The sequence below is a fragment of the Mesorhizobium sanjuanii genome (genome assembly GCF_002529485.1).
In the GTDB taxonomy this organism is placed as follows: Bacteria; Pseudomonadota; Alphaproteobacteria; order Rhizobiales; family Rhizobiaceae; genus Mesorhizobium; species Mesorhizobium sanjuanii.
The window spans coordinates 1-20,708 of sequence record NZ_NWQG01000111.1 but is presented as its reverse complement, the minus strand read 5'-3'; the positions used below and the strand labels follow the sequence as shown (position 1 = coordinate 20,708).

Sequence of the window (20,708 nt, the reverse complement as noted above, 5' to 3'; positions counted from 1 at the left end):
AATGGATCTGGGTATCAGGGGGCGGCACGCCCTCATCACCGGCGGCAGCAAGGGCCTTGGCAAGGCGGCTGCCGCCTCACTCGCCGGGGAAGGGGTCAATCTGACCCTGGTTGCCCGCACGGCCGGCCCGCTCGAAGCGACGGCCCGCGAGATTGCGGCAGACACGGGCGTGCATGTCGCAACGGTCGCGGCCGATGTGACGACGGCGCAAGGGCGGGCCGATGTGCTGTCTGCTTGCCCCGACCTGGACATATTGGTCACCAATCCCGGGGTCAGGCAGACGCCGGACAATTTCCGCACGATGAGCCGGGCGGATCTCGACGGCTGGATGGAGGCGCATTTCTTCACGGCCTACGAACTGATCCGCGCCGTGGTGCCGGGCATGAGCGAGCGCAAGTTCGGCCGGGTGGTGAACATCTCGGTCAGCTTCATCAAATTCCCGCAGGTCAATTTCGGCCACTCGCATGCTGCGCGGCTGGCGCTCGCCGGCGCCATTGGTTCGATGGTGCGTGAACTGGTGCCGCACAATGTCGTCATCAACAGCGTGCTGCCCGGCTTCTTCGATACGGATGCGCTGCAGACCAATCTGCACGGCCACGCCGCGCGCGGCAACACGACCTATGAGGCGATCGTCGCCGATCGTCTCAAGACGACGCCGGCCGGCCGCTTTGCCGACCCAAAGGAATGCGGGGACCTGATCGCCTTCCTGTGCAGCGCGCAGAACGGCTATATGACGGGCCAGAACATCGTCAACGACGGCGGCGTCTACCAGGGATTGTTCTGATCATGGCGGATGGTTCGGCAAGCCCCGAAATGCTCGACCCCAATGGGCGCGTGGTGATGCTGTCGGGCGCCTCGCGCGGCATCGGCCTGGCCATCGCCAGGAGGCTGCACGCGCAGGGCTATACGCTTTCGCTCGGCGTGCGGAAGCCTGACGCCGCAGTGTTCGCCGCTTTCGATCCGGCGCGGACCCTGGTCCAGTGCTTCGATGCCGAGCGAGCCGAGACGGCGGCGCAATGGGTTGACGCCACCGTCGCCCGGTTCGGCCGCATCGACGCGCTCATCAACAATGCCGGGATCTTGCGCCCGCTGGACCTGCGCTCGGGCGACGAAAGCGTGCTCGACGAGATGTGGGCGGTCAACGTCAAGGCGCCGTTCCGGCTGATCCGCCTTGCCTTGCCGCATCTGGAAAAAGGCGGGCACGGGCGGATCATCAATGTCGCCTCGACCGACGGCAAGCGCTACCGCGACACGGTTTCGGTCGCCTACGCCATGACCAAGCACGCCGTCATGGCCCTGACCCATGCCGCCAAATTCGCCGGCTGGGAAAAGGGCGTGCGCGTCACCGCACTTTGCCCAGGTGCTGTCGACACCGATCTCGTTGCATCCGTCCCGGGAGTGACGCCATCGGCAAATCGTATCGCTCCCGAAACGATCGCTGAGACAGTGGCTTTCCTGCTGCGCCTGCCGAACACTGCCTCCGTCGCTGAGCTCGTTCTCAACACCAGGCTGGAGAGCTGGATCTAATCAGCTCTGCCCCTGCGCGCGCTTGCGCAAATAAGCGCGCCAGGTCATCGCCCAATGGGCCGGATCTTCGAGCGGCGCGCCCTTGATCTGGTGGACAGCCTGGTTGTGCGGCGCCGAGCGCACCATGTCCGGATCGGCATAGGCCTCCTCGATCACCGCCGCCAGCACGGCGATCCAAGTGTCGAGATCTTCCTTCGACCACATCTCGCCGGCTTCCGGCGTGAACGGCTGCGGGACGATCCACGGCTCGTGCGACAACCAGAAGGCGTCGATGCCGTAATCGACCATGCGGTTCTGGACATCCATGGCGCTGACGCCGGTGTCCTCGAACAATTTGCCGAGGCTGAAGCGCGTCATCTCCATGCGCCAGGCGTCGATGTCGGGATGTGAGCGCGAGACGCCGCGCAGCTTCAGCAGTTCGTGGTCCATGTAGTTGTTGGCCAGCACCGACAGGTCGGCCGCCTCGCGAATGCCCTCGGCGCCGAGCGAGCGGACCCAGGCATAGGCCTTGAGCACGACGGGGATGTTGCCAAGGAATTCGCGAACCTTGCCGATGCTGTCGTCCCGGTCATTGTCGAGATGGTAGCTTTTGCCGTCGAAGGTCACGACCGGTTTGGGCAGGAAGGGCGCAAGCTCGGCGCTGCAGCCATAGGCGCCGACGGCAGGGCCGCCGCCGCCCTTCGGCGCGCCGAAAGTCTTGTGCAGCATATACATGCAGGCGTCGAAGCCGAGTTCCCGTGCCCTTAGCCGGCTCATCACGCCGTTGAAGTTGGCGTGGTCGTAGAAGCAGAGCCCGCCGGCCTCATGGACGACGCGCACCCATTCCTTGATGTGCGGGTTGTAGATGCCCATGTCGTCGGGATTGTTGATCATCAGGGCCGCGGTGCGGTCCGAGACCGCTGCCTTCAGCGCATCGAGCGAAGGATAGCCATCTTCTTCCAGCGGCAAGGTGATGACCTTGAAGCCGGCTGTCGCGGCGGTGGCTGGATTACAGGGGTGCGCCTGAAGCGAGGTAACGATCTCGTCGCGCTTGCCAAGCTCGCCGCGGGAAGCAAGCCAGGCGCGGGTAACGCAGGCATGGGTGTAGGCGGCATCGGCGCCGCCGGCAGGCTGGAACACGAACTGATCCATGCCGGAGAGTTCCCGCAAAGCCAGGTCGAAGCGATGGATGATCTCGAGCACCCCCTGCAGCGTTTCCTCATTCTGCAGCGGGTGGACTTCGGCCAATTCCGGGCGCGCCGCCAGCGCCTCGTTGAGGCGGGCATTGTATTTCATGGTGCAGGTGCCGAACAGGCTGATGCCCATCATGCCGAGCGTCTGCTGGGAAAGGTGCAGATAGTGCCGAAGCACATCGGGCTCCGACATTTCCGGCAGAGCCGGAGGCGTCGGGCGGCGCATGCCTTCGGGGATCAGTGTTTCGGCACAGCCCACCGCGGCTGTGACCGCCTGATCGGCGGAAGGAAACATGATGCCACGCCGCCCGCGCCGGCCCATTTCCATGACCACCGGCTCATCCCAGACGGCCGCATGATAGCGCCGCAGCTTGGTCATGTCGCTCATCGGCTCAGAATCTCCGCAAGGCTCGCCGCCAGCCGATCGATATCCGAGCGGCTATGGACCTCCGTCACCGCATAGAGCGCGGACTGGCCGAGAGCAGGGAACGCGGCGGACAGATCGTGGCCACCGAAAATCCCGCGCTCGCGCAAGGCCCGGTTGACGTCGCGCACGGTTTTGCCCGATGCGTCGAAACGGACGACGAATTCCTTGAAGAAGCCACCGGGAAAGACGATGTCGACGCCGGGCACTTCAGCCAGCACCTTTGCCGCGTAATGCGCCTGCTGGATGATGAGCTCGCCGACCTCGCGGAAACCTTCCGGGCCCATCAGCGACATGTAGACGGCGTTGGAAATGGCCCAGAGGTAAACGGAGTTGCCGGTCCAGTCCTTGCCGTGCTCGCGCGAACCATAGGAGGACTGGTGCAGCAGCGACAGGCCGAAAGCGTGTTCTGCGGGCTGAACCGTCTCGGCGATCGACACCAGCAGGGACGGATATTCGCGGGCGTAGCGCTCCTCGTCGCGGCTGGCGATGAAGCCGCCAGTGCCGCCGCCGCAATTCATGTGGACACCGAGCGGTTGCGTGGTGCCGACGACGATGTCGGCGCCAAAGTCGGCGGGTGGGGCAAGCACGCCAAGCGAGATCGGATCGACGCCGACGATGAATTCGGCGCCGGCGCGGTGGGCGAGTGCGGCGACCTCGCCGGCTTGGGTTTCGATGACGCCGAGATAGTTCGGCGTCTCGATGTAGACGGCCGCGGTGCGCGAAGACAGCTTTGCTTCCAGCTCGGCCAGATCGAGAAGGCCGGTGCTGGCATCGAAGCCGATCTCGGCGACGGCGATGTGACTCGGCATCTCCTGCGGTTCGCAATAGTTGCGGATGACCGAAAGCCGTTCGGGATCGATGATGCGCGGCACGATCACCTCGTGCCTGGCGGTCAGGCGCGAGGCCATGCGGATGGCATGGCCGGCGGCGCAGCCCCAGCTGTAGACGGGCAGGCCGACGATCTCCATGTCGAGCAATTCGCCAAGCTGGCTGGTGAATTCGAACCAGGCCTGGTTGCGGCCATGATCCGAGGACGGCGTGCCCCAGACAGGCGTCAGGAATTCACTGCGCCCGGCGATCTCGTCGCAGATCGCCGGCACATGATGCTGCCAGCAGCCGCCGCCAAGAAAGCTGAGATTGGTTTCGCAATCCTCGTTCTTCCTGAGGATGGCAAGCAGATGCCGGCGAAGCTCGGCCTCCGAACGCAGGGCCGGCGGCAAGGCGAGCTCGCGTGTCATGCGATGATCGGCCGGAATCTGCTCGAACAGCGCCTCGATCGACGGGGCGCCGATGGCGTCGAGCATCTCCTGTTTGATGGCCGGAACGGAGTTGGCCATGAAGGGGTGAGTGAAGGTCATGACGTCTCGCAAGGCGGTGCAACTGACTGGCAGACTGTGCCGAACTTGACCCGCATCTGTCAATCGTTTGTACGCATTGCGCACGGAAGTTACTATATCGAACGAAAGCGGCTAAGAACAGCAAGAGTCCAAAGGGGGCGATCCGGCGCACATTTGCCGGCAATTTGGTAAGAAGCCTGATGGCGGTACCGAATCTTGCGAACAGCCGGGCGCAGACAAACGGCGGGGACGGAAGCGGGTCGCCGCGGATCGGCCTTCTGGTCAATCCGCTTGCCGGGCTTGGCGGACGCGTCGGCCTGAAGGGATCCGATGGCGACGATACTGTCGCGGCGGCTCTGGCGCTCGGGGCGCAACCGGCGGCATCCGAGCGCGCCGCGCTTGCCCTGCGGGAACTTGCCGGCAGCGGCATGACTATCCTCACGGCAGGCGGCGCGATGGGCGAGACAGCCTGCCGGATCGCAGGCGTCAGCCATCGTGTCGTCTTCGGTCCGGCAGGTCCGGCGACATCGGCGCGCGATACGATCGAAGCCGCGCGCGCCCTTCTCATCGCAAGGGTGGACCTCGTTCTCTTCGCTGGCGGCGACGGCACGGCGCGCGACATCCTGTCGGCTGTCGGCCGCGACATGACGATGGTCGGCATCCCGGCCGGCGTGAAGATGTATTCCGGCGTCTTTGCCCTGTCGCCTGTCCATGCCGGTCTGCTGGTCAGAACCCATCTCGTCCAAGGTGCTGGCGCGCCAACGGAGGAGCGCGAAATCCTCGACATCGACGAGGCGAGCTTGCGACAGGATAGGCCCGCCACACGTCTGTATGGTTATGGCCTGGTTCCGCGCGATCCGGCGATCCAGGTCGCCAAGGCTTCGACCGGGGGAAATGAGTTGCATGATGTGGCGGCGCTCTGCCGCGCCGCGGCGGCAGATCTCGAACCGGACTGCGTTCACATCGTGGGGCCCGGTTCGACCATGCAGCGTCTGCTGGCCGCGGCCGGGCTCGAAGGCTCCCTGCTCGGGGTCGATCTGGTCGCGAACGGCAAGATGCTGGCTAAGGATGTCGGCGAGGCGGACATCCTGGCCCGCCTCGCCCAATGGCCGGCGCGTATCCATGTCGGCGTCATCGGCGGCACCGGCTGCCTGTTTGGCCGCGGCAACCAGCAGATCAGCGCCAAGGTGCTGCAACGCGTCGGGCGCGAGCGCATCGCCATTCTGGCGCCGCCGTCCAAGCTTGCGCTGCTCGGACCGGACGGCTTCTTTGTCGATACCGGCGATGCCGAGGTCGACCGGATGCTTGGCGGCTACATCAAGGTGCGCACCGCACCACGGCGCGAGATGGTGATGCGCATTCGCGGCTGAGGCGACAAGCGCGTCGTGTCAGGACGCAGCTACAAGATGCCCGTTGCCAACATCCTTCAGCGCCAGTTTCGGCGGTGGCTCACCGATCTTTCTGGTCGGACTCGGAATCTCCTGATCGAGACGGGCGAAGCGCGGCCGGCGCCTTGCAGGATCGGGCACCGGCACGGCTTCGATCAAACGCTTTGTGTAGGGGTGACGCGGGTTCGAGAAGACCTGATCGCGGGTGCCCATCTCGACGATCTGGCCGAGATACATGACGGCGACACGGTCGGAAATGTTCTCGACCACCGCCATGTCGTGAGAGATGAACAGATAGGCGATGCCGAACTCGCGCTGCAACTCCTTAAGCAGCTCCAGCACGCGGGCCTGCACCGACACGTCGAGCGCCGAAACGCTTTCGTCGGCGATGATGAGTTTGGGCCGAAGAGCCAGAGCGCGAGCGATGCAGATGCGCTGGCGCTGGCCGCCCGAGAATTCGTGCGGATAGAGCTCCATCTGGTCGGCCGACAGGCCGACGCGCTCGAACAGCGCCGCCACCCGCTGCCCGCGTTCTTCCTTCGAAGCGATGCCATGGATCAAGAGCGGCTCGGCGACGAGATCGCCGACGCGCATGCGCGGATCGAGCGAGGCGTAGGGGTCCTGGAAGATCATCTGCACATCGCGGCGAACCGCCTTGCGCTCGTCGCGGCCAAGGCCCGACAGATTGCGTTCGCCGATCACGATATCGCCTTGGTAGGGCACAAGCCCGGCCAGCGCCTTGGCGGTGGTCGACTTGCCGCAGCCGGATTCGCCAACCAGCGCCAGCGTCTCATGCGGCGCGATGGAAAAGCTGACGCCTTCGACGGCGTGGACACGGCGATCCACTCGGCCAAAAAAGCCGCCATGCAGATCGAAGCCGACATGCAGGTCGTCGACCAGCGCGACCTGGTTCGGCGTTTTCGGGATTGTCTGCCCAAGGACTTGCCGTCCTGCACCGGTGCCAATGCGCGGCACCGCAGCGAGCAATTCACGCGTATAGTCGGCTTGCGGGCGGGCATAGATGTCGGCGACCTTGCCTTCCTCGATCATGCGGCCATGGCGCATCACGATCACCCGATCCGCCATTTCCGCCACCACGCCCATGTCGTGGGTGATGAGGATGACGCTGGTGCCATGCTCGCGCTGCAGATCGCGCAACAGTTCCAGCACCTCACCCTGCACGGTGACGTCGAGCGCCGTCGTCGGCTCGTCGGCGATCAGCACATCCGGCTTCAGCGCCAGCGCCATGGCGATCATCACGCGCTGGCGCATGCCGCCGGACAGTTCGTGCGGAAACTGCTTCAGCCGGCTTTCGGCTTCCGAAATACGCACGGCCTTCAGCGCCTCGATGGCGCGCCGGCGCGCCTCGGCGCTCGACAGATCGGTATGCGCCTCGATGGATTCGGTCAGTTGGCGGCCGATCGACAGCACCGGGTTGAGCGAGGTCATCGGCTCCTGGAAGATCATCGCGATGCGGTCGCCACGAATGCGCTGCATCTGACGCTCGTTGAGCGTCGCGAGGTCGATCTCGCCAAGCTGGATCATGCCAGAGGAAATTCGTGCGGCAGGCTGCGGCAACAATTGCATGATCGCCAGCGCCGTCATCGATTTGCCGGAGCCGGATTCGCCGGCAATGCAAAGCGTCTCGCCACGCTTGAGCGTCAGCGACAGGTCCGACACGACTTCCCGTTCGCCGTCCTCGCCACGCACGCTGACACACAGGCCCGCGATCTCCAGCACTGGCCTGCCTGCGGGCGAACCAACCGGAGCTGCCGCCCCGGTCGGTTTGTTGGCCGCACTTGTGCTCATTCGAAGACGCAACGCGGGAAGTAGAACGACACCACCCAGTTCGGCATGTCGACGATCTCGCTGATCCGGAGATCGCCGCAGACCGATACCAGCATGTAGGCTTCGACGGGGTCCATCGCGTAGCGATCGGCAAGCAGATCGACCATCTGGGCAACCGCTTCCCTGGCGCCGGTCATCAGGTCCGGCCCGATGCCCGTCGTCACCTCGTAACCCTTGGCGTCGAGATGGCGCGTCACCGGACCCGGCGTGGTGAAGCGCGGCGTCTTCAGCCTGATATCCTTGACCAGGTCGAGCTTGAGCACGACGTCCATCGGGCTTTCGATCGCCGTTCCGCAGACCTCGCCATCGCCCTGTGCGGCATGTGTGTCACCGACCGAGAATAGCGCACCTGCCACTTCCACCGGCAGATAGAGCACGGTGCCGGCGGCGAGATCGCGGATGTCGAGATTGCCGCCGACACGCCTTGGCGGCACCACCGAGTGGAGACCCATTTCGGCCGGCGCATTGCCGATGGTGCCGGCGAAGGGTTTCAGCGGCACGCGCGCGTTCTTTCCGAACAGCGCCGGCTCGAGCGAGGCGGCGTCGTATTTCCAGATGTTCAGCGCCGGCTCCGGAAAATCGTCGGCGAGCAGCCCGAACCCCGGAATGTTCCCCGTCCAGCCAAAGCCGGACGGTTTGAACATCTCGATCGTCACCTTCAGCGCATCACCCGGTTCCGCGCCTTCCATGAAGATCGGCCCGGTCACCGGGTTGACCCTGTCGAAGTCGAATTTCTCGATGTCGGCGACTGTGCTATCGGCCTGAAGCTGCCCACCCGACGAATCGAGACACTGGAACTCGATTGTCGAACCGGGCGCCACCCTCTCGACCGGGGCGAGGGAATTGTCCCAGCCGAAATGGTGGTGGCGCCCGTGGATGGTGTAGTCGCAGTTATTGCACATCGTTCACATACACATTGTCATAGTTGATCGGGATATGGACCGGGTCGACATAGAGGTTGTCGGCACCGCCCATGCGGGCGGATTTCATGGTGAAGCGCTGCTCGTTGAACACCGGCGCCCAGGGCGCGTCCGCCATGATCTTGTCGTAGATCGCGCTCCACATCTTGTCGCGCTCGCCAGCCTTGGCCGGGTCGACGACGGAGTCGGCTTCAGCCGCCTTGGCGTCGAGATCCTTGTTGCAGTACCACGACCAGTTCCAGCCACCCGGAACAGCACCGGCGCAGCCGAGGATCGGCCCGTAGAAATTGGACGGATCGGGGAAGTCGGCGATCCAGGCCATGCCGCCCGACCAGATCATCGGCGCGCCGGCCTTGTCACCGCCGGCGGCGATGACGTTGGCCTGGGCGAGCGACTGGATGCTGGCCTTGATGCCGATTGCCGCCAGATCCTGCTGGATCGCCTGGGCGATGCGCGGGTTGGGGTCGGTGTTCATGGCGAACAGCTGCGTCTCGAAGCCGTCGGGGTGGCCGGCCTCGGCAAGCAGCGCCTTGGCCTTGGCCACGTCATGGGGATAGCCTTTGAACGCCTTGTCGTAGCCGGGCATCGACGGCGGCAACGGCTGGTTGGCCGGCACCGCGCGGTTGTTTATCAGCTGGACGATGCGGTCCTTGTTGATCGCCATGTTGACGGCTTGCCGCACCTTCACATTGTCGAAGGGCGCCATGGTGGTGTTCATGGTGATGTAGCCGGTGTGCAGCTGGCCGCCCTCGACAACGCGGGCCTTCTGCTCGGGATCGGCCATCACCTCCTGGAACTTGGCCGGCGGAATGCCGTCGCCGGGAATATCGATTTCGCCCTTCTGCAGGCGCAGCAGAGCCACGATCGGCTCCTGGCCGATCTCGAAGGTGACCTTGTCGAGATGCGGCAGGCCCTTGTGCCAGTAGTCCGGGTTGCGCTCGAAGACGATGCGCTGGCCGAGCGTCCATTCGGCGAGCTTGAACGCGCCGGTACCGACCGGATGCTTGCCGAAGTCGGCGCCGTATTTCTCGACCTCCTCCTTCGGCACGACATGCGCGAAATTGATGGCCATGACGTGCAGGAAGGTAGCGTCGGGCCGGGTGAGCTCGAACTTGATCGTGTAGGGATCGACGACGGTGACGCCCGACAAGCTCTCGGCCTTGCCGGCGGCGACATCGTCATAGCCCTTGATCGAGCCGAAGAAGCCGGCGCCCGGGCTCTGCGTCTTCGGATTGGTGACGCGGTCGAGCGAATATTTCACATCGTCGGCGGTCATTTCGCGACCATTGTGGAACTTCACCCCGTGGCGCAGCTTGAAGGTGAAGGTCTTGCCGTCCGGCGCGATTTCGTAGCTTTCCGCCAGGTCGGGCTTGAGATTGGTGGTGCCCGGCTCGTAGTCCATCAGTCCGTCGAACAGGCTCTTGATCATCGACCAGTTCTGCCAGTCATAACCGATGGCGGGATCGAGGGTGGCGACGTCGTCCTTGTAGGTGACGGTGATGGCGCCGCCCTGCTTGGCGTTCGGATCGACGGCGTCCTCGGCGCGAGCGCTCGCCATGCCAAGCATCAGCGCAAGCGCCGATGCCGCCACGGTGGAGGTCAGAAATTTCTTCATCTCATGTTCCCTTTCTCTGGTTTGTATCGGTCTTTTCTTGGTTTCATCTGAGCTTGATACGCGGGTCGATGAACGGTGCGACGATGTCGGCCAGGAGATTGCCGAGCACGATGGCGAAGGCCGACACCAGCGTGACGCCCATGATGATCGGAATGTCGACGCGCTGGATGGCCTGCCAGGCGAGCTGACCGATGCCCGGCCAGCCGAACACGCTTTCGACCACCACGATGCCGCCCATGAAGATGCCAATGTCGATGCCGATCATGGCGATGACCGGCAGGATGGCGTTGGGCAGCGCGTGGCGAAAGAGGATGGCGCCGCGCGCCAGACCTTTGGCGCGCGCCGTGCGCACATAGTCCTGACGCAGCACGTCGATCATCGACGAGCGCATCATGCGCGCGTACCAACCGGCGCCGAGGATGCCCATGGTCAGCGACGGCAGCACCAGATGCCGCCAGGTGCCGTAGCCGCCGATTGGAAACCAGCCGAGGCGCACGGCAAACACATAAAGCAGCAAGAGGCCGACGACGAATTGCGGCGCCGAGACGCCGACGAAAGAGGCGACCATCAGCGTCTGGTCGGTGGTGGTGCCGCGTTTGACGGCGGCGATGAGGCCCATGGTCAGGCCGATCAGAAGCTCGCACAGGATGGCGCCGACCATCAGCAGCAGGCTCGCTGGCAGCCGCGAGACGATGAGTTCGGTGACCTCGGAACGCTGGATGTAGGAGCGCCCGAGATCGCCGCTGAGCAGGCTCATCAGATAATGCCAGTACTGGACGACGAAGGGCTGGTCGAGGCCGAGTTGCCGGCGAATGTTTTCGACCGTCTGCGGCGTGGCGCTGCGGCCCGCGATCTGGCGCACCGGATCCGCGGGCAGCAGGTAGAGCAGGGCAAAGGTGATCAGCGACACGCCGAGCAGGATGAGCAGCGATTGAATGACGCGACGGCCGAGATAGGCGATCATGCCCGTCCCCTTTGCGTCGGGTCGAGGATGTCGCGCAGCGCGTCACCGATCAGGTTGAAGGCCAGCGCCAGCGCCAGGATCGCCGCACCCGGGAAGAACACCAGCCAGGGTGCTGCCTGGAAATAGGTCTGGTTCTCGAAGATGATGTTGCCCCAGGACGCGGTCGGCGGCTGCACGCCGATGCCGAGATAGCTGAGGGTGGCTTCCAAAAGCACGGTGGTCGAGATGCCGAGCGTGCCCCAGACGATGATCGTCGGCAACAGATGCGGCAGGATGTGGCGAAACAATATGCGTGGCGCACCCGCGCCAATGGTGCGCTCGGCGTCGATGAACTCGCGCTCCGCCAGGGAGCTCGTCTCGGTATAGATGACCCGGGCGGTCTGCACCCAGTTTACCAATGCGATCACCATGGCGACGATCCACAGGCTTGGCTCGAACACCGCCGCCAGGCAGATGGCCAACAGCAGCGCCGGAAAGGCCATCATCAGGTCGGTGAAGCGCATCAGCACGCTGCCGATCCAGCCACGGAAATAGCCTGCCGTGACGCCAACCAGCGTACCGATCGAGAGCGCCACGCCGTTGGCGACAATGCCGATGATCAGTGAGGTGCGCGCGCCGTAGAGGATGCGGGTCAGCAGGTCGCGGCCGAGCAGATCAGTCCCCAGCCAGAATTTGGCACCAGGCGGCAATGGCGCGCCTTCAAGTGTCAGCCCGTCGAACATCTGCTCGTTTGGATCGTAGCCCGTCAGCCATGGTGCCAGGATGGCGCCAGCCAGGACGATGGCCACGATCACCAGGCCGAGCACTGCCAGACGACGTTTCAGCAGTTGCCGCCAGACACCGGCGCGTGGCCTGGCTGGCAGGCGGCCGGTTGCGGGCAGGTCAGGCGCGATGGGACTGGTCATCGCCGCCTTCTTCTTCCGTCATCGCCACGATCCGGCGAGCAGCCTCCTCGACACTGATCTGCCAGCTCATCGCCAGCGACCGCAGCTGCGCGTAGGCGCGGCCGTCCCCGGCGCCTTTCGACAAGGCCTCGACCGCGCGCACGATGGTCTGACGCTCCGCGACGCGCAGGCGAAGTGACGATATCTCGCTTGCCTGCAGCTTGCGCGCCTCGAAACTCTGCCGCGCGATCAGAAGCGCGCTGTAGACACCTGCATTGCCGACCGGCTTCAGCAACTGGGCGTCTGCCTGGTGCGACAGCGCCCATTCGATACGGCCCGGCGCCTCGGAGCCGATCAGCGCTACCATCGGCATCGGCGCCTCGCCTGGCTTCCATGGAAATTGTTCATCGAAGCCGAGATCGGCATCGAAGAAGACGAAATCCGCGGCCAGGACCTCGGCCGGCAGTTCCGGCCAGCAGCCGACCATCTCAAGCCCGATGGCCGACAATTGCCGCGTGATCGCCTGCACCGTCGGATGCGGACGATGCAGCACAAAGGCCTTGGCGCCGCCGAGATTCGGAATGCGTGGGGTTCTCATCACGACACCACCCTCAGGCGCGGGCGGCCGAATGTTTTTGCCGGATCGTAGCGTGATAGATAGGGGTCCGGCGCGACCTCATCCTCGCGGCTGACGACCTCGAAGAACCCGTTCGCGATCCGGCCGATGATGACCGGCAGCGTGGCGTGCTGGGAATGGGCATCGATGGCTACCGGCCCGAGCCTGGTGGAAAAGCGTCGCGCGGCGAAGGCCTTCGAGAATTCCGCCGGACCGGCGTCGGGATCTCGGGAGAGCACATCAGCCATCACTTGCACGGAAGCATAGGCGGAAGCCTCGAAGGACGAGGCGAAGGCAGCCGGGCGTGGGGCGAAATACGGCCCGACCGACAGATGTCCTTTGCCGGATTCACCAATCGCCGGCAGCTCGCCCTCGGTGAGGTTGCAAGAAATGACCGGGCAGGCTTCGGGGCTGAAGGCGACATCCTCGGCAGCCAGGTCGCGATAGGCCGCAAGGAAGGCGTAGGACGAGGTGCCGATCAGGTTGTTGAGGATGAAGTTCGGCCGCGTGGCGCGGATTTCAGCGATCAGGCGCGACACGTCGGTCTCGCCGATGCGCAGGTAGCGCTCGCCCAGCACCTTGCCGCCGGCGTCCGCAATCAGGTCGCGCGCCACGCGGTTCATCTCCCAGCCCCAGATATAGTTCGAGCCAAGCAGGAAGCCGTTGGCGCCGAAGCGCGGCACGACATGCGCCATCAGCGGCACCAGATGCTGGTTGGGGCAAGCGTGCATGTAGACGACATGCTCGTTGGCCTCGAAGCCTTCATAGGGGCAGGCATACCAGAGCATGCCGCCCGCCTTTTCCAGGACGGGAATCGTCTCCTTGCGGCTCCAGGAGGTGACGCAGCCGACGACATGGCGGGCGTTGCTGGTCCTGAAAATGTCCTCGCACAGCGTCGCGTAGCGATCCGCATTGCTTTGCGGGTCGCGCTCGACCGGCACCAGTTCGATGCCTGAGCTGCGGTCGGCATTGATGTCGGCAATGGCGCGCATTGCGCCCATCCGGCAGGCATCCGACACGAGCTGATAGCTCCCCGAGCGAGAATACAGGATGCCGATCTCGATGCGCCGTTTCAAACAGATCTCCAAAATGACAATGCCCCGCAGCCAGCGCCGCAGGGGCGAGGCATACGAGGCATCTTTGCCGCCCGGCGGTCGGAGCCGGTATTTTCCCATTAGAGCGACGTACGTCCATTCGGACGCACAAAGTACGCTCTAATATTTTTCATCTCCGCATCAGCGTATTCGGTACGGCGGCTCAGTCAAGCGGGAAAATGGCGGCGCAAAAGGCTATGCCCGCAGCCTCATCCCTTCCGGGTCGAAGAACGGCATCGGCGCCACGACCGCCCGTGTCGGCTTGCCGTCGATATCGATGCTGAGTTCGGTGCCGACCGTGGTGAAAGGCAGCCGCAGATGCGCGGTCGCCAGCACCTTGCCGAGGGAATAGCCATGGTCGCTGTAAGTGACGACGCCGGCATCCTCGCCACCGGCCAGAACCCTGGCATCGGTTGCGGCTGGCCTGTCGCCGTCGAGGATCAGTCCGGTCCAGCGTTCGTCGAGGCCCTTGTCGCGCACCTTCAGCAGCGCTTCGCGGCCGACGAAATCGCCCTTATCGAACTTGATCCAGCGGTCGAGCCCGACATGGAACGGCGTGCGCGTCTCGTCCATGTCGATGCCGTGCGCGGGATAGGCTTTCTCCAGGCCAAGCGTGAACATCGCCAGCACGCCATAGGGTTTCAGGTCGAAATCTCGGCCGGCCTGCATCAGCGCGTCCCAGAGCGAAGCCGCCTCGTCGGCCGGAACGAACAGCTCGAAGCCGAGCTCGCCGGTCACGCCGGTGCGCGAAATCAACACCTTGGTCTCGCCGACGCGACCTGACGAAAATGACCAGCGCTTCAGGCTGTCAAGATCGGCATCCGAGACCAGCGTCTTCAACAATTCGCGCGAGCGTGGCCCCTGGATCGTTGGAAAGGCGATAGCAGCCGTGATGTCGGTGACATAGGCTTTCCGGCCCTGGGCATGATGCAATAGCCAGGGCAGCATTTTGAGGCGATTGACCGAACCGGTCACCAGCATGAAATGCTCCGGCCCGAGCCTGAACACGGTGAGGTCGTCCATGATGCCGCCGTCGTCGCGGCAGACGGTGGAATAGCGCACCTGGCCAGGTTTCATCGCCGCGGCATCGTTGACGATGACATGGTTGACCAGCGCTTCGGCCTCCGGACCCTTGATGTCCATCTTGCCCATGGTGCTGAGGTCCTGGACACCGACATTTTCGCGGGTGTTCAGGTGCTCGTCGGCAATGCCGGAATAGTACTTGGCCGAAATGAAATCGCCGCCGACCCGGCCCATGGTCGCGCCCAGCCCGACGATGCTGTTGTAGAAAGGGGATCGCCGTTCGGCCAAGAAGGTCTCCATCTTCATGAAAACGGCAGCGCCGGGCAGCGCTGCCGAAAGCGTTTGTTGTCGATCTCAGCTGCCGTAGACGTCGAAGGCGAAATATTTGTCGTTGATTTCCTTGTACTTGCCATTGGCGCGGAGCGCGTCGATGGCGGCGTTGAGCTTGTCGGTCAATTCCTTGTTGCCCTTCTGCAGCGCAATGCCGACGCCGGGGCCGTGGACGGCGGGGTCGGCGGTCAAGGTGCCGAGCAGCTTGCAGCAGGCGCCGTCGGGCTTCTTCAGCCATTCGGTGAGAATGATCGAACCGTCCATCATCGCATCGAGGCGTCCATTGGCCATGTCGGTGCGGGCATCGTCGCCGGTCGGATAGGCCTTGACGGTCGAGCCGCTGTATTTCTGCTCGGCGAAATTCTGGTGGATCGTCGCGCTTTGCACGCCCAGCGTCTTGCCTTTCAGATCCTCGGGCGAGGTGCCTGATAGCGTCGAATCCTTCGGCACGGCGATGGCCGGCGGCGTCTGGTAGTATTTGTGGGTGAAATCGACCTTCTCGGCCCGCTCGGGCGTGATCGTGATGTTGATGATGGCATCGAACTTGCCGGCCTGAAGCGCCGGGATCGAGCCGTCGAAATCCTGCACGACGAATTCGCATTCGGTCTTCATCTCGGCGCATAGCGCCTTGCCGAGATCGATGTCGAAGCCGCCCAGCGTGCCGTCGGCATTGGCGTAATTGAAGGGCGGATAGGCGCCCTCGGTGCCGAGCTTGAGTTTCTTGTCCTGGGCAGAGGCGGCGCCGGTGGCAAGCGCCAGAGCGAGCGAAGCGGCAAACACGAAACGACCGAAAAGACGCATGATCCAGATCTCCGTTGATGGGCCAAGTCTACGGGCTTTTATGGCCCCGGCGGAGACGGAAACGACATGGGCTGCGGCGATCACGGCGTGGTCGGGCATTGCCTTTAGTTTCCGGGAAGCTTCAGATTATTCTCGATGGTCTCGCTCGCCCAAGCGAGTTTTTCGCGATCGTCTGGGCGCAACGGAGCCTCGACCGCGACGGTGAACAAATGCCGGGCGAGGCTTTCGGACAAAAGCCATGCGGTGACCTGTTCGCTAACGATCATGCGCCCCTTGTCGAGTTTCTTGATGCTGCCGGTAATAAGGTCCGCACAGTGCAGCATGGCTTCGGGGTAAGGGCTTTCACGCCAGGCGGCCAGTGCGCCTACCACATCCATCCCGGCAAGCACCATGCCCTCCAGCCAGGGGACAGCATCCCCTTCATCGGGGTGCTTGCTCAGTGTCTTTTGCCAGGCAGCCTGAAACAGGACTTCGACGGTCTGCTGTTCTTCCGATGGCCAATCTCGCCAAGAGACCCTTTCGAGCTTTGCGGCAATTACGTTGGCGTCGAACCCCATCGAAGGTTCGCCTTGGATGGCAAGTTCAAGCACCCTCGGCAGAAAGTGCCGGTAATCATCGACGTCGCCGACTGTCCATATGGCCGATCCGGCATAGGTGCCGAGTTTTTCGCCGCTGAGTTGCCGTAGCTTATCACTGGATACTGCCCGAAAGATTGCCTCCGCATCTTCGATCGGCGAGCTGTGGAGAAGCCGGGGCAGCGGATAAGACGCGAAGACGTCATAGACACGCTCGACCGCGTGGGCCAGGTCAGACGCAGGCTCAGCTTCCAAGCGATTTGGATTGGTCATCCATTACGACTCCGAACATGTCCCTAGCTTGCTCGGCTGTATAGTACCCTAGCCTGACATCCTGAGCGACCAGTTCTGGATCGCGCAGTAACGGATCGCCATAGCCGCCACCGCCTGGCGTACCGACCCGCACACGGTCGCCGGCCTTCAGCGCGATGTCCTGCTCCTTGGACAGATGCGGCGGCACATGCGCCTCGCCGTTGCGGAACACGGTGACCGTGTTGACCGCGCCGTCCTTGCCGCCGAGCGCGCCCTGCGGGCCGAAGCGGCCATGGTCCATGACGAAGGAGGCGCGGGCGTCGCCGCGCAGGATCTCGACCTCATAGGCGAGCCCAAAACCGCCGCGGTGCCTGCCGGCACCACCCGAGCCTTCACGCAGGGCGTAGTGGCGGTAGAGCACCGGGAAGGCCTGCTCCATGATCTCGACCGGCGGCGATTTGGAGATGCCGATGGTCGAGCAGCCATTGGTCAGGCCGTCGTGACCGGCATTGCCGCCATAGCCGCCGCCGGAGATCTGGTACATGACATAGTCGCGGTCGCGCGCCGGGTCGTTGCCGCCGAGCGCGAAATTGCCGCTGGAGCCGGCGGGAGCCGCCGTCACCCTGTCCGGCAGCGCCTGCACCATGGCGGCGAACACCGCCTCGGCGATACGCTGCGAAACCTCGGCCGCGCAGCCCGACACCGGACGCGGATATCTGGCGTCAAGGAAAGTGCCTTCCGGCCGTTTGACTATGAGCGGTTCAAAGGCGCCGGCGCTGATCGGCACATCGGGGAAAATATGACGCATGGCGAGATAGACCGAGGACAAGGTCGTCGCCAGCACGCTGTTCATCGGCCCTGTGCAAGGTTTTGACGAACCGGTGAAATCGAAGGTGAGCGTGTCGCCCTGTTTCTCCACGGCAAGCGCGATGGTCAGCGGCTCGTTCACCACGCCGTCGGAATCGACGAAGGCTTTTGAATGATAGGTGCCGTCGGGTATGGCCGATATGTTGGCGCGCATCTGTTCTGCGGCGCGGCGGCGCAATTCGGCGATCGCCTCGACAACAGTTTCGTCTCCGTAACGATCCAGGATTTCGTCCAGCCGATCCTGGCCGATCAGCAGTGCCGCGGCCTGCGCACGGATGTCGCCGATGCGTTGGTCGGCGACGCGGATGTTGGAGCAGATGATGGCGTAAATCTCGGGATCGAGCACACCCTTCTTGAACAGTTTGACCGGCGGCAGCCGCAGGCCTTCCTGTTCGACCGCAGTCGCGGAAGCCGAAAACCCGCCCGGCACCGAGCCGCCGATGTCCGGCCAATGGCCGGTGTTCGACAGCCAGCAGAAAATCTTGCCACCCCTGTAGACCGGCATGGCGAAGCGCACGTCCATCAGATGGGTGCCGCCGAGATAGGGGTCGTTGACGATGTAGATGTCGCCTGGCTCGGGCGGCAGGCAGCGGCCGTCGGCGATCATCTCGATCACCGTCCTGGTCGAATATTGCATGACGCCGACGAACACCGGCAGGCCTTGGCTGCCCTGTGCGATCAGCGAGCCGTCGAGCGCCGAATAGATGCCGTCGGAGCGGTCGTTGGCCTCGGCGATGACCGGCGAGAAGGCGGCGCGCGAGAAGGTCAGGTCCATCTCGTCGCAGACCTGCTGCAAGGCCGCCTGTAGGACCGAAAGCGTGATGGCGTCGAGCTTTGCCCTGGATGCTGGCATTGTCAGGCCTCGCCAATGTCGATGATGACGTTGCCGTCGGCGTCCGAACGCGCCCGGTCGCCGGGCTCGAGCACGGTGGTGGCGTCCATCTGTTCGAGAATCGCCGGGCCTTCGATGATGGCATCGAGCGGCAGTTTTTCGCGTGCGTAGACCGGCGTGTCGTGCCACGTGCCGGCATACCAGACCGGGCGGGTCTCTCGTCGTGCCTCATCGAGCGTCTTGGCGCGTCCCGCCGGGTCGATCAGGCGCGACAGATCGATCGCCGGCCGCACACCCGTCACCGAGGTGTTGAGATTGACCAGATTGGCGCGGATTTCCGGCAGCTCGACCTTGAAGCGGGCAAAATAGGCCTTTTCGAAAAGCTGCTGCAATTCGTGCCGGGTCACCGAGGACGACGGCAGCGGCACGTTGATGATGTGGGTCTGGCCGACGAACTGCATGTCGGCGGAGTGGGTGACGCGGATCGTCTCCGGCTTCACCGCTTCCTTGCCGATCAGCTCTTCGCCTTCGTTTCGGTGCCGTTCCAATACCGAATGAAGCTGGGTTTCATCGAGCCCCGCCACAGGCTGGTTGACGGTGTTGACGAAGTCGTGCCGGAGATCTGCGACGACGCAACCGAGCGCGTTGGTGATGCCGGGCCGCGCCGGCACCAGCACCTTGGGCAATCCAAGCTCGCGTGCCAGAGCGGTCGCATGCAGCGGCCCGGCGCCGCCGAAGGCGAACAGCGCGAAATCGCGCGGGTCGTGGCCACGCGACACCGAGACCATGCGAATGGCGCCGGCCATCTTCATATTGCCGAGCCTCAGCACCGCGCCAGCCGCCTCGACACCGGACAGGCCGGTGGCGCGGCCTATCCTGGCCTCGAAAATGCCGGTGACGCGCTCCACCGTGACCGGATTTTCGACCGCCAGCAGCTTCTTTGGCGCCAGCCGGCCCAACACCAGGTTGGCGTCGGTGATGGTCGGCTCCAAGCCGCCGCGCCCGTAGCAGATCGGGCCGGGATTGGCGCCGGCACTTTCCGGGCCGATCTGGATCAGGCCGGCCGCATCGACGCGGGCGATCGAGCCGCCGCCGGCGCCGACCGTGTGCACCGCCACCATCGGCACATGGATCGGCATGGCATATTCGATCTCGATCTCATTCGAGACGGCGGGCTCGGCATTGCGGATCAGCGCCACGTCGGTCGAGGTGCCGCCCATGTCGTAGGTGACGAGGTTTTCGAAGCCGGCGCGTTTTCCCGTATAGGCGGCGGCGATGACGCCGGAGGCCGGGCCTGACATGACGGTCTTGGCCGATTCACGTGTGACGAAGCGGGCCGAGATCATGCCGCCATTGCCGTTCATGATCAGGAAGTCGCGGGCATAGCCTTTTGATGCCAGTTCGGTGCGCAGCCTTTCGACATAGCGTTCGAGGATCGGCTGCACCGACGCGTTGACCGAAGCCGTCACCCCGCGCTCGAATTCGCGCGCTTCCGACAGCAGCGCATGGCCCGTCGTGATGTAGCCGTTGGGCCAGAGTTCGGCGGCGATTTCGGCGGCGCGCCGCTCATGCGCGGGGTTGGCGTAGGAATGCAGGAAATGGATGACGAGGGATTCGCAACCGGCGGCGATCAACTGTGAAACCGCCGCGCGCATTCCGGCCTCGTCGAGCGGGGTGCGGATTGCGCCCGAGGCCTCGACACGCTCCGACACTTCGAGCCGCAAATTGCGTGGAATCACCGGCACGAACGTGCCCGTCATGCCATAGGGCTGCGGCCGGGTCCGCCGGCCAAGCTCGATCACGTCGCGAAAGCCGCGCGTGGTGATCATGCCGGTCCTGGCCAGCCGGCGTTCGAGCACGGCATTGGTGGTGGTGGTCGTGCCGTGCACGATGAGATCGATGCCGTCGATGGGAAAGCCGGTGACACCGAGCGCCGAAACGACGCCGAAGGCCTGGTTGTCGACCGTGGTCGGGGTCTTGGCGATATGCACCCGGCCGCTATCCCGGCCGTCGATCAGAAGCAGGTCGGTGAAGGTTCCGCCGACATCGATGCCGGCGACGACGCTGCCCGAGGAATCCAGCGCCCGCGCCGAAAAATTCTCTTTCATTGTCGAAACCCGAAATGCCCGGACTATGGATATGTCTTAGTTTGGAAAGCTGTTTTACGGCGGTCTCTTGACGCAAATATCATTTGTATACTAATAAATTCCGGACACAAGAGCTTACCGCTTCGGAG

17 protein-coding genes are annotated in these 20,708 nt (G+C 64.1%); 3 read left to right on the top strand and 14 right to left on the bottom strand.

Annotated features, from left to right (window positions below):
* The first annotated feature begins 1 nt into the window (after position 1).
* Both CN311_RS17930 and CN311_RS17925 read left to right on the top strand, forming a co-directional pair.
* Positions 2-784, top strand: coding sequence for an SDR family NAD(P)-dependent oxidoreductase (locus CN311_RS17930; protein WP_097575076.1), 783 nt, complete (start codon positions 2-4; stop codon positions 782-784).
* Positions 785-786: 2 nt separating this feature from the next.
* On the top strand, positions 787-1,527 hold the full coding sequence (locus CN311_RS17925; RefSeq protein ID WP_245440863.1) for an SDR family NAD(P)-dependent oxidoreductase: 741 nt from the start codon (positions 787-789) through the stop codon (positions 1,525-1,527).
* On the opposite strand, the gene gcvPB is transcribed toward CN311_RS17925, so the two are convergent.
* Complete coding sequence (gcvPB, locus tag CN311_RS17920) at positions 1,528-3,087, bottom strand: aminomethyl-transferring glycine dehydrogenase subunit GcvPB (protein ID WP_097575075.1); 1,560 nt, start codon at positions 3,085-3,087, stop codon at positions 1,528-1,530. It lies immediately after the preceding gene.
* Positions 3,084-4,484 (bottom strand): aminomethyl-transferring glycine dehydrogenase subunit GcvPA, encoded by a 1,401-nt coding sequence (gcvPA, locus tag CN311_RS17915; RefSeq protein ID WP_208866523.1) that lies wholly within the window; start codon positions 4,482-4,484, stop codon positions 3,084-3,086. The genes gcvPB and gcvPA overlap by 4 nt, the downstream gene beginning before the upstream one ends.
* Positions 4,485-4,663: 179 nt before the next feature.
* Between gcvPA and CN311_RS17910 the strand changes: the two genes are divergently transcribed.
* The gene (locus tag CN311_RS17910) at positions 4,664-5,833 is read left to right on the top strand and encodes an ATP-NAD kinase family protein (protein ID WP_097575073.1); all 1,170 of its coding nucleotides are present in this window, start codon (positions 4,664-4,666) and stop codon (positions 5,831-5,833) included.
* Between the two features lie 18 nt (positions 5,834-5,851).
* Here CN311_RS17910 and CN311_RS17905 read toward each other — a convergent pair whose 3' ends face one another.
* The 12 genes from CN311_RS17905 to CN311_RS17850 all read right to left on the bottom strand — a co-directional run bounded on the left by CN311_RS17905 (position 5,852) and on the right by CN311_RS17850 (position 20,580).
* Positions 5,852-7,660 (bottom strand): ABC transporter ATP-binding protein, encoded by a 1,809-nt coding sequence (locus CN311_RS17905; RefSeq protein WP_245440862.1) that lies wholly within the window; start codon positions 7,658-7,660, stop codon positions 5,852-5,854.
* Positions 7,657-8,601, bottom strand: a complete 945-nt coding sequence (locus CN311_RS17900; RefSeq protein ID WP_097575072.1) for an acetamidase/formamidase family protein — start codon at positions 8,599-8,601, stop codon at positions 7,657-7,659. Before CN311_RS17900 ends, CN311_RS17905 begins: the two co-directional genes overlap by 4 nt.
* The gene (locus CN311_RS17895; protein WP_097575071.1) at positions 8,591-10,234 is read right to left on the bottom strand and encodes an ABC transporter substrate-binding protein; all 1,644 of its coding nucleotides are present in this window, start codon (positions 10,232-10,234) and stop codon (positions 8,591-8,593) included. Before CN311_RS17895 ends, CN311_RS17900 begins: the two co-directional genes overlap by 11 nt.
* A gap of 43 nt (positions 10,235-10,277) precedes the next feature.
* Positions 10,278-11,198, bottom strand: a complete 921-nt coding sequence (locus CN311_RS17890) for an ABC transporter permease (RefSeq protein ID WP_097575070.1) — start codon at positions 11,196-11,198, stop codon at positions 10,278-10,280.
* A complete protein-coding gene (locus CN311_RS17885; RefSeq protein ID WP_097575069.1) occupies positions 11,195-12,103 on the bottom strand; it encodes an ABC transporter permease in 909 nt (302 codons plus the stop codon). The genes CN311_RS17890 and CN311_RS17885 overlap by 4 nt, the downstream gene beginning before the upstream one ends.
* A complete protein-coding gene (locus CN311_RS17880; protein WP_097575068.1) occupies positions 12,081-12,683 on the bottom strand; it encodes an ANTAR domain-containing response regulator in 603 nt (200 codons plus the stop codon). The genes CN311_RS17885 and CN311_RS17880 overlap by 23 nt, the downstream gene beginning before the upstream one ends.
* On the bottom strand, positions 12,680-13,774 hold the full coding sequence (locus CN311_RS17875) for a transporter substrate-binding protein (RefSeq protein WP_097575085.1): 1,095 nt from the start codon (positions 13,772-13,774) through the stop codon (positions 12,680-12,682). The genes CN311_RS17880 and CN311_RS17875 overlap by 4 nt, the downstream gene beginning before the upstream one ends.
* Before the next feature lie 213 nt (positions 13,775-13,987).
* Positions 13,988-15,103: an aminomethyl transferase family protein gene (locus CN311_RS17870; protein WP_245440861.1), complete on the bottom strand. Its 1,116-nt coding sequence runs from the start codon at positions 15,101-15,103 to the stop codon at positions 13,988-13,990.
* A 66-nt stretch (positions 15,104-15,169) separates the two neighbouring features.
* Positions 15,170-15,946, bottom strand: coding sequence for an ABC transporter substrate-binding protein (locus CN311_RS17865; RefSeq protein WP_097575083.1), 777 nt, complete (start codon positions 15,944-15,946; stop codon positions 15,170-15,172).
* 104 nt (positions 15,947-16,050) lie between these two features.
* Positions 16,051-16,794 (bottom strand): hypothetical protein, encoded by a 744-nt coding sequence (locus CN311_RS17860; protein WP_133117211.1) that lies wholly within the window; start codon positions 16,792-16,794, stop codon positions 16,051-16,053.
* Entirely contained in the window at positions 16,766-18,493 is a 1,728-nt protein-coding gene (locus CN311_RS17855) for a hydantoinase B/oxoprolinase family protein (protein ID WP_097575066.1), read from the bottom strand. The genes CN311_RS17860 and CN311_RS17855 overlap by 29 nt, the downstream gene beginning before the upstream one ends.
* Before the next feature lie 2 nt (positions 18,494-18,495).
* Positions 18,496-20,580: a hydantoinase/oxoprolinase family protein gene (locus CN311_RS17850; protein WP_097575065.1), complete on the bottom strand. Its 2,085-nt coding sequence runs from the start codon at positions 20,578-20,580 to the stop codon at positions 18,496-18,498.
* Between the last annotated feature and the right edge of the window lie 128 nt (positions 20,581-20,708).

What these genes read in the sequence shown, in the direction of transcription:
- CN311_RS17930 (WP_097575076.1), top strand. Translation starts at nt 2, where the DNA reads ATGGATCTGGGTATCAGGGGGCGGCACGCCCTCATCACCGGCGGCAGC.
- CN311_RS17925 (WP_245440863.1), top strand. Translation starts at nt 787, where the DNA reads ATGGCGGATGGTTCGGCAAGCCCCGAAATGCTCGACCCCAATGGGCGC.
- gcvPB (WP_097575075.1), bottom strand. Translation starts at nt 3,087, where the DNA reads ATGAGCGACATGACCAAGCTGCGGCGCTATCATGCGGCCGTCTGGGAT.
- gcvPA (WP_208866523.1), bottom strand. Translation starts at nt 4,484, where the DNA reads ATGACCTTCACTCACCCCTTCATGGCCAACTCCGTTCCGGCCATCAAA.
- CN311_RS17910 (WP_097575073.1), top strand. Translation starts at nt 4,664, where the DNA reads ATGGCGGTACCGAATCTTGCGAACAGCCGGGCGCAGACAAACGGCGGG.
- CN311_RS17905 (WP_245440862.1), bottom strand. Translation starts at nt 7,660, where the DNA reads ATGAGCACAAGTGCGGCCAACAAACCGACCGGGGCGGCAGCTCCGGTT.
- CN311_RS17900 (WP_097575072.1), bottom strand. Translation starts at nt 8,601, where the DNA reads ATGTGCAATAACTGCGACTACACCATCCACGGGCGCCACCACCATTTC.
- CN311_RS17895 (WP_097575071.1), bottom strand. Translation starts at nt 10,234, where the DNA reads ATGAAGAAATTTCTGACCTCCACCGTGGCGGCATCGGCGCTTGCGCTG.
- CN311_RS17890 (WP_097575070.1), bottom strand. Translation starts at nt 11,198, where the DNA reads ATGATCGCCTATCTCGGCCGTCGCGTCATTCAATCGCTGCTCATCCTG.
- CN311_RS17885 (WP_097575069.1), bottom strand. Translation starts at nt 12,103, where the DNA reads ATGACCAGTCCCATCGCGCCTGACCTGCCCGCAACCGGCCGCCTGCCA.
- CN311_RS17865 (WP_097575083.1), bottom strand. Translation starts at nt 15,946, where the DNA reads ATGCGTCTTTTCGGTCGTTTCGTGTTTGCCGCTTCGCTCGCTCTGGCG.
- CN311_RS17860 (WP_133117211.1), bottom strand. Translation starts at nt 16,794, where the DNA reads ATGACCAATCCAAATCGCTTGGAAGCTGAGCCTGCGTCTGACCTGGCC.
- CN311_RS17855 (WP_097575066.1), bottom strand. Translation starts at nt 18,493, where the DNA reads ATGCCAGCATCCAGGGCAAAGCTCGACGCCATCACGCTTTCGGTCCTA.
- CN311_RS17850 (WP_097575065.1), bottom strand. Translation starts at nt 20,580, where the DNA reads ATGAAAGAGAATTTTTCGGCGCGGGCGCTGGATTCCTCGGGCAGCGTC.